At 59.3% G+C, this 12,799-nt stretch carries 14 protein-coding genes and 1 pseudogene; 12 read left to right on the forward strand and 3 right to left on the reverse strand.

Translation table 11 applies throughout. The annotated features are described in order from the left end of the window. Window positions 1–170: 170 nt before the first annotated feature. From purC to ACSQ9D_RS08270, 5 genes are read left to right on the forward strand one after another with little or no spacing between them, the layout of a single operon-like run. Window positions 171–935, forward strand: coding sequence for a phosphoribosylaminoimidazolesuccinocarboxamide synthase (gene purC, locus ACSQ9D_RS08250; protein ID WP_007532892.1), 765 nt, complete (start codon window positions 171–173; stop codon window positions 933–935). 33 nt (window positions 936–968) lie between these two features. After that, a complete protein-coding gene (gene purS / locus ACSQ9D_RS08255) occupies window positions 969–1,211 on the forward strand; it encodes a phosphoribosylformylglycinamidine synthase subunit PurS (protein ID WP_007789552.1) in 243 nt (80 codons plus the stop codon). Window positions 1,212–1,232: 21 nt separating this feature from the next. Next, entirely contained in the window at window positions 1,233–1,478 is a 246-nt protein-coding gene (locus ACSQ9D_RS08260) for a hypothetical protein (RefSeq protein ID WP_072376108.1), read from the forward strand. An 8-nt stretch (window positions 1,479–1,486) separates the two neighbouring features. Further along, window positions 1,487–2,158 (forward strand): phosphoribosylformylglycinamidine synthase subunit PurQ, encoded by a 672-nt coding sequence (gene purQ / locus ACSQ9D_RS08265; protein ID WP_037119229.1) that lies wholly within the window; start codon window positions 1,487–1,489, stop codon window positions 2,156–2,158. Between the two features lie 48 nt (window positions 2,159–2,206). Further along, the gene (locus ACSQ9D_RS08270; RefSeq protein WP_436281828.1) at window positions 2,207–2,605 is read left to right on the forward strand and encodes a hypothetical protein; all 399 of its coding nucleotides are present in this window, start codon (window positions 2,207–2,209) and stop codon (window positions 2,603–2,605) included. Here the strand turns inward: ACSQ9D_RS08270 and ACSQ9D_RS08275 are convergent, their stop codons facing one another. After that, on the reverse strand, window positions 2,606–2,872 hold the full coding sequence (locus ACSQ9D_RS08275; protein WP_436281829.1) for a DUF1127 domain-containing protein: 267 nt from the start codon (window positions 2,870–2,872) through the stop codon (window positions 2,606–2,608). It abuts the gene before it with no gap. A gap of 80 nt (window positions 2,873–2,952) precedes the next feature. On the opposite strand from ACSQ9D_RS08275, the gene ACSQ9D_RS08280 reads away from it, so the two are divergent. From ACSQ9D_RS08280 to ACSQ9D_RS08295, 4 genes and pseudogenes are all read left to right on the forward strand, one after another. Then, window positions 2,953–4,371: a PLP-dependent aminotransferase family protein gene (locus ACSQ9D_RS08280; protein WP_436281830.1), complete on the forward strand. Its 1,419-nt coding sequence runs from the start codon at window positions 2,953–2,955 to the stop codon at window positions 4,369–4,371. A 225-nt stretch (window positions 4,372–4,596) separates the two neighbouring features. Beyond that, a pseudogene (locus tag ACSQ9D_RS08285) lies at window positions 4,597–4,869 on the forward strand (acyloxyacyl hydrolase); the annotation flags it as partial. A gap of 122 nt (window positions 4,870–4,991) precedes the next feature. After that, a complete protein-coding gene (purL, locus tag ACSQ9D_RS08290) occupies window positions 4,992–7,226 on the forward strand; it encodes a phosphoribosylformylglycinamidine synthase subunit PurL (protein ID WP_436281831.1) in 2,235 nt (744 codons plus the stop codon). A 19-nt stretch (window positions 7,227–7,245) separates the two neighbouring features. Beyond that, a complete protein-coding gene (locus ACSQ9D_RS08295; RefSeq protein WP_024312746.1) occupies window positions 7,246–7,479 on the forward strand; it encodes a BolA/IbaG family iron-sulfur metabolism protein in 234 nt (77 codons plus the stop codon). Window positions 7,480–7,500: 21 nt separating this feature from the next. Here ACSQ9D_RS08295 and ACSQ9D_RS08300 read toward each other — a convergent pair whose 3' ends face one another. Next, complete coding sequence (locus tag ACSQ9D_RS08300) at window positions 7,501–8,652, reverse strand: hypothetical protein (protein WP_436281832.1); 1,152 nt, start codon at window positions 8,650–8,652, stop codon at window positions 7,501–7,503. Between the two features lie 283 nt (window positions 8,653–8,935). On the opposite strand from ACSQ9D_RS08300, the gene grxD reads away from it, so the two are divergent. The 3 genes from grxD to ACSQ9D_RS08315 all read left to right on the forward strand — a co-directional run bounded on the left by grxD (window position 8,936) and on the right by ACSQ9D_RS08315 (window position 11,937). Further along, a complete protein-coding gene (gene grxD / locus ACSQ9D_RS08305) occupies window positions 8,936–9,271 on the forward strand; it encodes a Grx4 family monothiol glutaredoxin (protein WP_016554134.1) in 336 nt (111 codons plus the stop codon). Window positions 9,272–9,414: 143 nt separating this feature from the next. Further along, window positions 9,415–10,620: a multidrug effflux MFS transporter gene (locus ACSQ9D_RS08310; RefSeq protein WP_436283792.1), complete on the forward strand. Its 1,206-nt coding sequence runs from the start codon at window positions 9,415–9,417 to the stop codon at window positions 10,618–10,620. Window positions 10,621–10,656: 36 nt separating this feature from the next. Then, window positions 10,657–11,937, forward strand: coding sequence for a multidrug effflux MFS transporter (locus ACSQ9D_RS08315; protein ID WP_436281833.1), 1,281 nt, complete (start codon window positions 10,657–10,659; stop codon window positions 11,935–11,937). 90 nt (window positions 11,938–12,027) lie between these two features. On the opposite strand, the gene ACSQ9D_RS08320 is transcribed toward ACSQ9D_RS08315, so the two are convergent. Then, window positions 12,028–12,624, reverse strand: coding sequence for a LysE family translocator (locus ACSQ9D_RS08320; protein WP_436281834.1), 597 nt, complete (start codon window positions 12,622–12,624; stop codon window positions 12,028–12,030). Window positions 12,625–12,799 lie beyond the last annotated feature (175 nt).

The following is a 12,799-nucleotide window of genomic DNA, read 5'->3' on the forward strand; positions in this document are numbered from 1 at the left end:
AAACTGCCTTGCAGAAGGTCTTCGATTCTCTTAGCGGACTCCGGAAGCCCCGGAATCCGGGGAAGGAGTGACAGGCGGATTGTGAAACCCTCGCTTTTCCTTTAAGGGGACGCCACGAGATCGATCCACTCGCGCTATCCCAAGAGCGCCAACGATAGAGAACAATTGCAATGAACCGTCGCCGCCGTATCTACGAGGGCAAGGCAAAGATTCTGTATGAGGGCCCGGAACCGGGCACGCTGATCCAGTTCTTCAAAGACGATGCCACCGCCTTCAACAAGAAGAAGCACGAAGTCATCGATGGCAAGGGCGTTCTGAATAACCGTATTTCGGAATACATCTTCAGCCATCTGAACAAGATCGGCATTCCTACGCATTTCATCCGCCGCCTCAATATGCGCGAGCAGTTGATCCGCGAAGTGGAAATGATCCCGCTCGAGATCGTTGTGCGCAACGTTGCCGCCGGTTCACTGTCCAAGCGCCTGGGAATCGAGGAAGGCGTGGTGCTGCCGCGCTCGATCATCGAGTTCTACTACAAGTCTGACGCGCTCGACGATCCGATGGTCTCTGAAGAGCACATCACCGCTTTCGGCTGGGCAAACCCCGCCGAACTCGATGACATCATGGCGCTCGCCATTCGCGTCAACGACTTCATGACCGGCCTTTTCCTAGGTGTCGGCATCCAGCTTGTCGACTTCAAGATCGAATGCGGCCGCCTCTATGAAGGCGACATGATGCGCATCATCCTCGCCGATGAGATTTCGCCGGACTCCTGCCGTCTGTGGGATATCGATACCCGTGAGAAGATGGATAAGGACCGCTTCCGCCGCGACATGGGCGGCCTTCTCGAAGCCTATTCGGAAGTTGCGCGTCGTCTCGGCATCATCAACGAGAACGAGCCTGTGCGCGGCACCGGTCCGGTACTCGTGAAGTAAGACATTCAGGCCAAGCAAGACAGGGAAGATAAAGTGATCAAGGCTCGTGTAACCGTCACGCTGAAAAACGGCGTTCTCGATCCGCAGGGCAAGGCAATCGAGGGCGCCCTCGGCGCGCTTGGATTCGATGGTGTCGGGCATGTCCGTCAGGGCAAGGTTTTCGACGTCGAACTCGAAGGCGCTGACAAGGCGAAAGCGGAGAGCGACCTCAAGGCGATGTGCGAGAAACTCCTCGCAAATACGGTGATCGAGAACTATAATATTTCCGTCGACTAATCTGGTCGAGGAGCGCACTCGATGGCTGAATTGACGCAAGAGCTCATGCTTGAGTTGTTGACGAAAATGCACGAACACATCGATACGCTAGATGCGTCGCTTGAAGAGATCCGGAGCGAAATGCACTGCATGAGCGACACGATGACTTCGATGCAGCAGGAAATACACAGTATTTACGGTGTCCTCGGTCGGCACGAAGGCCGGCTGGAGCGTATTGAAAAGCGTCTCGTACTTAGAGAACTTGCAGAAGCACAAACAAGGTTTTAGCCGCAGTCATGAAATCAGCCGTCGTTCAACTTCCGGGCCTCAATCGCGATCGCGACATGATCGCTGCACTGACGAAAATCTCCGGTCATGCTCCGGTGACGATCTGGCAAACGGAGACGGACATTCCGGACGTCGACCTTATCGTCATCCCTGGCGGCTTTTCCTATGGCGACTACCTTCGTTGTGGCGCCATCGCAGCGCGCATGCCGGTTATGCAGGCAATCGTCGAAAAGGCGAACAAGGGCGTCAAGGTTCTCGGTGTGTGTAACGGCTTCCAGATCCTCCTCGAGGCAGGTCTGCTACCCGGTGCACTGATGCGCAATGCCTCGCTTAAGTTCGTCTGCCGTGAGATCAAGCTTGAAGTCGCCAACGCCGACACCGATTTCACCCGTGCCTATTCCCAGGGCCAGATCATTCGCTGCCCCGTTGCGCATCACGATGGCAACTATTTCGCCGACCCAGAGACGCTGGCGACGATCGAGGGCAACGGTCAGGTCGTTTTCCGCTATGCGGAAGGCACCAATCCGAACGGCTCGATGAACGATATTGCCGCCGTCATGAACGACAAGGGCAACATCCTCGGCATGATGCCGCACCCCGAAAACCTCATCGAAGCGGCGCATGGTGGTTCCGACGGCCGCGCTCTGTTCGCTTCGGCCCTCGAGGTAATCGCTGCTTAACCTTCGGCAGGTAAGAGGCCATTCATCCCGTCCATTGGAGCAAGATTGATGCGCCCTCGCCTCTCGACGACACGTGTTCTCGCGATTGCCGCAACAGCGGCACTGGTTGCGTCGTGCCAATCGAACACGCCGGCCAAGGGTCCGGATCGCAGCGCGCTTTCGACCATGGAGCGTGTTGCTCTCGGCGCCAACGCCTGCTGGTTCAAGTCCGGCGATGCCGCTTTCGCTGACTACAGGCTGGCGCCCGAACTGAATTCCTTCTCCGGTCGTCCGCGCATTCTCGTCGTGCATAAGGGAAGTCCCGAAAGCCGTCCGCTACTGGTCGTTCAGGCCGAAGGCAACCCTTCCAAGCTCGACGCCTTTGGTCCAATGATGCAAGGCTCCACAGGGCCGCGGATCGTCAAGGATGTCACCCGCTGGGCATCCGGCGGCAAGGCTTGCGGCTGATCAATCCCAGAAGAGCGATTTGCCGGCTTCCTCGCGTGCTTGCGCACGCGTGATGCCAATGTCCAACAGTCCGTCGTCCGTCAGATCGCGCAGGACCCTGCGGGTCTCGCGCTTCTGGTGCCACGACGATAGCCGATGCCATGCGGACTGCAGCAAGCCCCGAGCGCGCGATGCGTCGCCCGAGTCTTGCGGAATACTGTATTGCGTAGATTGTACCTTGAAAAACTGAGGTGCAATCCGGGGCTCGTTCTCTGGAACGGCAGACATATCATTCTCCAAGCAGAATTGTATCCGTCGTTCTACATAATGTTGACCACAGAAGGGTGACAATATATAGAATTGTCATCATGACAACTTGGCTCCCAGACGTTTCTCGTGGTTCCGGCCCGGTCTATCTCCGGATTGCCGACAGCATTGAATCAGCCATCGCTAGCGGCACATTGCCGGCCGGCAGCAAACTGCCGCCGCAGCGAAACCTGGCCTACGATATTGGCGTAACAATCGGGACAATCGGCCGTGCTTACGCGCTGGTGCACGAGCGCGGCCTCGTCGCGGGCGAAGTTGGCCGCGGAACCTATGTGCTGGATCGCGCCGAGACCACACCCGGCAATCAGCTGGACCCGCTGACCATTGCGCTCGGCGGCACACGCGCGATCGATGCGCCTGTCGGCAAGATACGCTTTGATACCACGGCGGCTCCGGATCTTGGCCAAGGCAAGATCATCGGTAAAGTGCTCGCTGAAATTGGCGAGGATCAGCTTTCCGAGATTTCGTCCTATTCCCGGGTCTTCCCGCGAAACTGGTACGAAGCAGGTCGGCGTTGGCTCGCCAGAAACGATTGGACGCCTGAGACAGAAAACATCGTCCCTACCCTTGGGGCCCATGCAGCGGCTGTCTCGGTCATCTCGGCCGTGTCATCGCCCGGCGACAAGATCGTATTTGAGGATCTGAGCTATACGCAGGTCAGCCGCAGCGCCCGCATTCTCGGTCGCCGCACGATTACCGTGGAGTCCGACGAGAATGGCGTGATACCCGATGACTTCGAACGCCTCTGCCTTCAGCAGCATCCCAAACTCGCGTTCCTGATGCCAACCGCGCACAATCCCACCCTGGCGACGATGCCACACGAACGCCGGACACGGGTCGCAGAAATTGCGCGCCGGCACGGGGTCTGGCTGATTGAAGACGATCTCTATGGTGGGATGACCGGAGACGAAAATCCCCTGCTTGCGTCGCTCGCACCCGATCGCACGTTTTTGATCAGTGGCCTTTCAAAGTCGGTGGCTGCCGGCGTGCGCGGCGGCTGGGTCGCTTGCCCGCCGCATTTTGCGCAACGGATCAAGGTGACGCACAAGATGATTACTGGCGGGCTGCCTTTCATTCTGGCTGAAGCCTGCGCTCGTCTTGTGGAAAGCGGCCAGGCGCACGAGATCCGCAAGGCAAGCGCGGCGGAACTGTCCATCCGCGAACGTCTTGCACGTGAACAGCTGCAAGGATACGACTTCGTATCGCATCCGCACGTGCCCTTCCTCTGGCTGAAACTGCCCGACCCCTGGCTCTCAGGAACGTTCAAGAACGCCGCTTATAGAGACGGCGTGCTGATCGATGACGAGGATGAGTTCAAGGCAGCTCGCGCCGAGAAAGTCTATCACCGCGTACGGATAGGCTTCTCCTCGCCGAGAAACCGTGAAGATTTGGTTGCAGGTCTCATGACATTGCGACGCCTGCTAGAAAGCGGCGGCGCCGGGTATGATGGCGAGATTTGAGACTGCGGCAGATGGGCCGCAGACCAGAGACAAAGCAGCGACGGCCGGCAAAAGCCGCTCTACTTAACCATGATCGATGTACGAAATTCGGATCAGCAATCTGGCGTGCGTCGGACGAGGTAATCTGAATGGCGACCGAATTCCGGAAGATTATGCCGCGTTCATCGATAGCGTTTCTGGCGGCGGCTCTTGCCAATATCTCTGTCATTCCGGCTCATGCAGGCGACGGGTCTGGCGTGGACCGCGAACTTCAATGAGAAGCTCTTTGCCGAAGCCGGCTTCGGCGGCCTCAGGCACAACGGCGAGCTCGAGGGCAATACGGATGGTCCGAGCCTCGGCTGTCGGTTCCTCTTCCACGAATATCTGGGCGCGGGCTACAGATTCTATCAGCACTGGAACGTGATTGCGCAGGTCGCTCATTCGTCCCACGCCAATCTCTGCGACGGGCCGAACAACGGCATGACGCGCGCCGGCGTCCAGGTCGGCTACAAGTTCTAAGCCATCGCGGTTGCCTTTCGGTGCCCGCTGTCTGTTAACAGCGGGCATTTTCCTGTCGCGCGTTTCATTCACTTAGGCTAAAGACACCGCAATCGCGCAACGGCAGGGACTTCCGAGAGCTCATGACCATTTCCAATACCCGCCCGATCACCCCCGAACTGATCGCCGCCCATGGCCTGAAGCCAGACGAATATCAGCGGATATTGGACCTTATCGGCCGCGAACCGACCTTTACGGAGCTCGGCATCTTCTCGGCCATGTGGAACGAGCACTGCTCGTACAAATCCTCGAAGAAGTGGTTGCGCACGCTGCCGACGAAAGGCCCGCGCGTCATCCAGGGACCGGGTGAAAATGCAGGTGTCGTCGATATCGATGATGGCGACTGCGTCGTCTTCAAGATGGAGAGCCACAATCACCCCTCCTACATCGAGCCGTATCAGGGCGCGGCGACGGGTGTCGGCGGCATTCTGCGCGATGTCTTCACCATGGGCGCCCGCCCGATCGCAGCGATGAATGCGCTGCGTTTCGGCGAGCCGGACCATCCGAAGACCCGTCACCTCGTCTCTGGCGTCGTTTCCGGCGTTGGCGGCTACGGCAACTCCTTCGGCGTGCCGACCGTCGGCGGCGAAGTGGAATTCGACGCCCGCTACAACGGCAACATTCTGGTCAACGCCTTTGCCGCTGGTTTGGCGAAGTCGAACGCGATCTTCCTCTCGGAAGCCAAGGGCCTCGGCCTCCCAGTCGTCTATCTCGGCGCGAAGACGGGCCGCGACGGCGTTGGCGGTGCGACCATGGCGTCGGCTGAATTCGACGAATCCATCGAAGAGAAGCGCCCGACCGTTCAGGTCGGCGACCCCTTTACCGAAAAGTGCCTGCTGGAAGCCTGCCTGGAGCTGATGCAGACGGGCGCCGTCATCGCCATCCAGGACATGGGTGCTGCCGGCCTCACCTGCTCGGCCGTGGAAATGGGCGCCAAAGGCGATCTAGGCATCCTGCTCGATCTCGATACCGTGCCGGTGCGCGAAGAGCAGATGACGGCCTACGAAATGATGCTGTCGGAGAGCCAGGAGCGCATGCTCATGGTGCTGGAGCCCGAGAAGGAAGCCGTCGCCAAGGCGATCTTCGTCAAGTGGGGCCTCGATTTCGCCATCGTCGGCAAGACCACCGACGACCTGCGCTTCCGGGTTGTTCATCAGGGCGAGGAAGTCGCCAACCTGCCGATCAAGGATCTCGGTGATCAGGCGCCGGAATATGACCGTCCGTGGCGCGAGTCCGACAAGCGCGCGGCGCTGCCTGCCAACCTCGTTGCTGCACCGGCCGATTACAGTCAGGCGCTGTTGCAGCTCGTTGGCTCTCCCAATCAATCAAGCCGCCGCTGGGTCTACGAACAATACGATACCCTGATCCAGGGCAACTCGCTTCAGCTTCCTGGCGGTGATGCCGGCGTCGTTCGCGTCGAAAACCATGCGAGCAAGGCTCTCGCTTTTTCCTCTGACGTCACGCCGCGCTATGTTGAGGCAGACCCGTTCGAAGGCGGCAAGCAGGCGGTCGCGGAATGCTGGCGCAACATCACGGCAACCGGCGCAGAACCGCTGGCGGCGACCGACAACCTGAACTTCGGCAATCCTGAGAAGCCCGAGATCATGGGCCAGTTCGTCCAAGCCGTGAAGGGCATTGGAGAAGCCTGCCGGGTTCTCGATTTCCCCATCGTGTCGGGCAATGTCTCGCTCTACAATGAAACCAATGGTGTTGCGATCCTGCCGACGCCGACGATCGCCGGTGTTGGCCTTCTGCCCGACTGGAAGAAGATGGCGCGTATCGGCAGCGCCTCGATTGGCGATAAGGTGATCATGATCGGTACCGACGGCAGCCATCTCGGTTCGTCGGTCTACCTGCGCGATGTTATCGGCAGCACCGAAGGCCCTGCTCCGGAGGTCGACCTCTTTGCAGAGCGCCGCAACGGCGACTTCGTGCGCTCGGTCATCCGCAACAGCCAGGCAACGGCCTGCCACGATATCTCTTCAGGTGGCCTCCTGCTCGCTCTCGCCGAAATGGCGATGGCGTCAGGCAAGGGCCTCAGCATCAATCTCCGTGAATGCAGGGGAGCGCCGCACGCGCTGCTGTTCGGCGAAGATCAGGCCCGCTACGTGCTGACGGTGCCGGCGGATGTCGCAAACTTCGTCTGCGCCAATGCCGAAGGTGCGGGCATACCCTTCCGCCGCCTCGGCACGGTCGAGGGTAATAGCCTTGTGGTCGACGATCTGCTGTCGCTGCCGATTCAGCAATTGCGCGACGCCCATGAATCATGGTTCCCTGATTACATGGAAGGCCATGGCACGCTCGCTGCCACGGAATAATGCGCAAGGAGTAACGATCATGCCTATGAAACCCGGTGATATCGAAGACATGATCAAGGCTGGAATCCCCGGCGCCAAGGTAACCATTCGCGATCTCGCCGGCGACGGCGACCACTATGCAGCGGAAGTCGTCGCGGAAGCCTTTCGCGGCAAGAGCCGCGTGCAGCAGCATCAAATGGTCTATGAAGCCCTCAAGGGAAACATGGGCGGCTTACTGCATGCCCTGGCGCTGCAGACATCGGCACCTGATTGATAGCGAATGCAAAATGCCCGGTCACAAGCCGGGCATTTTGTTGTAGCCGGTCTCGGCAAAGACCGAGCCGGACCGTGGGCCGGCCGTCAGCAGCGTGAAGTCGAAGGGAGCCCGCAAGTCCGGACCCAGGACGTACTGCCGATGCACGCGCAGAAAGTCCTTCTTGATCTTCCTGTAGTGTCCAACGGTCAGCATCTGCTTGACGCGGATGAACGCCATCTTGGCTGGGCGTAGATCAGCGTGCCCGCAAACGGCCACCACCGGCACTTTGTAGAAATGGATTGCATCGGTCAGGCACTGGACATCGAGCCATTTGACGGTGTCGCATCTCGCTATCAGGCCCACGCGCGACCGCAGCAACTGCGCGGGACGCAACAATGCACATTGCAGGATTGCTGACCCGAGCGTCGCAAAGATCACGCTCTTGCCGGCGAGAATATCCGGATGCTGCTCGAGAAGTATGCCGATGACATGCGCCGCCACGCTGGAGCCCATGCTGTGAGATGAGATTACATATTCGTCCGCCGGCTCCGACAAGGCCGCCCGGGCAGTGGTGGCACAGCGATCGAGCCACTCGTTGAATTCTGGATGGCTCATCCGAGCAAGAGCCACCGCCATGCGCCAGTCCGCGAAAAGATGCAACGTGTAGAAACGTTCGGCAAAAGGTAGAAACGCGAAGACGAAGAAACACGACGCCAGCGCCGCGCTCCACAGAAGATGAAAGCCGGGCAACTCCATTCCGATCGGTATGACAGCGATCGTGGCACTGAGCGAGAAGCCGAGGATCATCATCAGAAACGGGAAGATGAAGAACAGTCCGAACCGCCAGGCATGCCTGAAATAGCCGGCCATCCCGCCATAGGCGATGACCTGCAACGCGCTCCAAAAACCTGCGCTGATCTGCGCCGCCCGGCCGTCCGTCCTAAGCCTTTCGACGAGGGCATTGTGGTCGAAGACATGGATGTGGTTGCTGGTCTCCCAGCCATCGGCGCTCGCTTGCACCTTGAAGCTCGTTGAATCCGGTCCGCATTCCGGTTCGCTTGTCACCGCTGAGAAATTCCAGACGGCCGCGCTTTGCTTTGCTGATCGTGCGTAGCGCGACCAGTGGGCACGCCCATCAAGCGGCTCGAACCCCGGAAAGTGGAGAACGACCCTTTTTGAAATCAATGTCATTATTCTCTTTCGTGGCCGCGCAGCGGCAATAATTGCTGCGCCGCAATCTGCGACAATTGTGGCGAAATCCGGGTGGATTCCCATGACGAGCGGGCGCGGCTAGCACCATATCGCGTCACTTCCGGAGGCGGCGTAACGCAAGGGCAACAATCCGCGCTCAGCAAACCGTTAGGGTGCTCTTTTTTTGCCCCGGCCTGCTGGAATTCCGCCGATCACATGCTATCTAAGCTTAACGATTGAAACGGCGGGCCTTTAACTCGCCTGTGGAAAGGATTAAGTCCCTATGAGCGGCATCAACGAATTCATCGACAACGAAATCAAGAGCAACGACGTCGTCCTCTTCATGAAGGGCACGCCGCAGTTTCCGCAGTGTGGATTCTCCGGCCAGGTCGTGCAGATTCTCGATTACATCGGCGTCGACTACAAGGGCATCAACGTGCTCGCTGACTCCGAAATCCGCCAGGGCATCAAGGATTATTCCAACTGGCCGACGATCCCGCAGCTCTACGTGAAGGGCGAGTTCGTCGGCGGATGCGACATCGTCCGGGAAATGTTCCAGGCCGGTGAGTTGCAGCAGCACCTGCAGGAACACGGCGTCACCGTTCGCGGCGCCGCCTGACCTGTCCGGTCACCGGGCGTCCGCCCGGTTTCCAAATCTTGTATTTTGAGTCCGAGGCGCTGTGCTGAACAGCGCCTTGGCCTGTTTATGGGAATTTCATTGTGACAGATTCATCACAAGCGGTGCACGCGGGCCAATTGCCCATGGGCAAAGGGGAATTCATAGCGCTCGCCGCCTTCCTGATGGCGGTCAATTCGCTTGCGATCGACATCATGCTTCCGGCGTTGCAGCAGATCGGCGCGAGCCTCGGCGTCGAGAGCGAAAATCACCGCCAGTTCGTCGTCTCCTCCTATCTGCTCGGGTTCGGCCTGGCGCAGCTCTTCTACGGTCCCCTCTCCGACCGCTTCGGCCGTCGCCTTCCGCTGCTGATTGGCCTCGTCATCTATATCTGTTCCGCACTCGGGATCGCGCTCGTGCCGTCCTTTGCCGGCCTCCTCGTGCTTCGCTTCGTTCAGGGCATTGGTTCGGCGGCCACGCGCGTCATCACGATCTCCATCGTCCGTGATATCTACGGCGGTCGGCAAATGGCGGAAGTGATGTCGCTGATCATGATGGTCTTCATGATCGTTCCCGTCATCGCGCCAGGCAGCGGCCAGATCATCATGTTCTTCGGTAGCTGGCATCTGATCTTTGTGTTCATCGCCATCATGGCGGCTTTGATTTCAATCTGGGCCTATCTCCGCCTTCCCGAAACCCTGCGTCCCGCGAATGTTCGCCCCTTCACCGCCCGCTCGGTAATCGGCGGCTTCAAGCTGGTTCTCACGAACCGCATTGCGCTCTGCTACACGATCGCCAGTACCTTCATCTTCGGTTCGCTGTTCGGCTTCATCAACTCCGCGCAGCAGATCTATGTCGGAATCTACGATCTCGGCGTGTACTTCCCCTTTGCTTTTGCCGGTGTTGCCGTCTTCATGTCGCTGTCGTCCTTCCTAAACTCGCGGCTCGTCGGCAAGTTCGGGATGCGGCGGCTGTCGCATGGCGCGTTGGTCGGCTTCATCACCATCAACACGATCTGGCTTGCAGCCCTCATCCTCGGACCGCATCCGATGCCCTTCCCCCTCTTCATCGGCTTCTTCGGTCTGGCGATGTTCCAGTTCGGGTGGATCGGCTCCAACTTCAACTCGCTTGCAATGGAGCCGCTCGGCCATGTCGCGGGAACGGCCTCGTCCGTGCTCGGCTTCATGAGCACGGTCGGCGGTGCGTTGATCGGCGCCGGTATCGGCCAGGCATTCAACGGCACCGCGCTGCCGATGGTCGCGGGCTATTTCACCGTCTCGATCATCGGTCTGATCTTCGTTTTGATCGCAGAAAAGGGGCGCCTTTTCCAACCGCACAATCCCGCGGTCTGATCGGCTCGCCCCACTTCATATTTCAGGATTTCCATTATGACGCCTGCCCATAAACCACATGTTGAAAATCAGGGCTCCCGCCGAATAGGCATGGGCTTCGTCGAATTCGTCGTCACCATCGCCATCATGACGGCCAGCATCGCCATGGCGATCGACAGCATGTTGCCTTCCCTGCCAGCGATCGGCCACTCGCTTGGCGTCACCAACGCCAACGATACGCAGCTGGTGATCGGCGTCTTCTTCCTCGGCTTCGGCGTGTCGCAGATCATCTTTGGCAGCCTGTCGGACACCTTCGGTCGTCGCAACATCCTGCTCGGCGGTCTGGCGGTCTATGTGCTCGCCATGTTCGCCGCGGCTGCCACCGGCAGCTTTGAAATGCTGCTGGTCATGCGCTTCATTCAGGGCCTCGGAGGCGCTGCCGTTCGCATTACCACCATGGCGATCGTTCGTGACTGCTTCGGCGGCCGCGAGATGGCGCGTGTCATGTCCTACGTGATGATCGTCTTCATGATCGTGCCGATCGTGGCACCTTCGGTGGGTCAGTTGATCATCACCTATGCCAACTGGCACTGGATCTTCATCCTGCTCGGCCTGGTTGGCGCAATCCTGTTCATCTGGGCGCTGCTGCGTCTCAAGGAGTCTCTGCCGAAGGAGGAGCGCATCCCACTTTCGGTCGGCTCCGTCGTCGACGGCTTCAAGACCGTTCTGACCAACAAGATCACCTGCGGCTACATGATCGGTCTCACCATGTTCACGGGCGTCATCAGCGCCTACGTCATTTCGGTCCAGCAGGTTTTCGGCGAGGTCTACGGGCTTGGCGACTGGCTGCCGATCGCGTTTGCGGCAACGGCAGGCGGTATCGCGGTGGCAAACTTCGCCAACGGCTTCTTCGTGCGCAAGTTCGGCATGCGCCGCATTTCGCACGTCGCCATGATCCTGTTCACGATCGTCTCGGCAATCGGCTACGTCAAGGCGCTTGGCGGCCGCCCCGATTTCGCCTTCGCCTATGCGCTCTTCACCATCCTGCTGATGATGTTTGCCGTCATCGCGACCAATTTCACTGCGATCAGCCTGGAGCCGATGGGCAATCTGGCCGGCACGGCGACCGCCATCACCGGCTTCGTGTCGACGACCTTCGGCGCGATCCTCGGCGGCACGGTTGGCCAGCTGTTCAATGGCACAGTCCAGCCGCTGTTCGGCGGCTTCGCGGTCTTCGGCGCGATCAGCATCGCCGCAACGCTCTGGGCGGAAGGCGGCAAGCTCTTTACGCATCCGGGCGACAGCCCTCAGCTCGATCCGAGTGCCGGACACTTCTAATGGCTGGTTCGGCTTCCTTCAATAGGAATGCGCTACACTTCCGTGGTGGTCGCTCGCGGCACTCGTTGCGGGCGGCACTCCCTCTCAGGTTTATCGCCAGACCAGAACAACCGACGCAGCCAGCGCCAATGCCATGACGATATTGAAGAGCCTGGCCGAACGCTCACCCCGGAGAAGGCTGGCCATAAGCGCGCCCGTCGCAAGCCACAGCATGCCCGCAGGAAATGCCGCAGCAACAAAAAGTGTCCCCATCCACAAGGCGGCGCTGATTGGATTGTACTGCACAGGTACGAGATAGGTACTTCCCGCACTCAGGGCGACAAGCCAGCCTTTTGGATTCAGCCACTGGAAGAGGAAAGCTTGAAGAAATCCCGTCGCACGCCCCTGACCGTCCGCCTCGAAGGTGCCTGCATTGACGATCTGCCAAGCTAACAACAGCAAGAACAGAGATCCCGCCACCTTCATCGCAATCACAACCGTTGGCGCAGCCGCGACAATCTCTCCAACGCCGAAGGCGCTCAGAACAATCATCACCCCCATTCCCACCGACGCACCGATCGGACAGGTGATACCTCTCAAAGCGCCGACGGCCGCACCGGCGGACAGGATCATCGCGTTACTGGGCCCCGGCGTGACCGCCGCGATAAATGCAAACAACAGGAAGGCCAGCGCCTGAGCAGTATCCATGTTCGCTCTCCAGGTCGTTTCAACATAGGAGGAGCATCCTAAGCTCGGCGTTTCCTTCTGGTATTGTATGTCTGTGCAAACGCGGCCGATCCATTGACGCTGATGATTTGCCTTGAAGCGGAAACGGAGGCGCGCGAGGTGAGCGGCCTGCGCCAAACGTATTCCACATTTAGGA

Source organism: Rhizobium sp. LjRoot258, from assembly GCF_964254185.1.
Classification (GTDB): Bacteria; Pseudomonadota; Alphaproteobacteria; order Rhizobiales; family Rhizobiaceae; genus Rhizobium.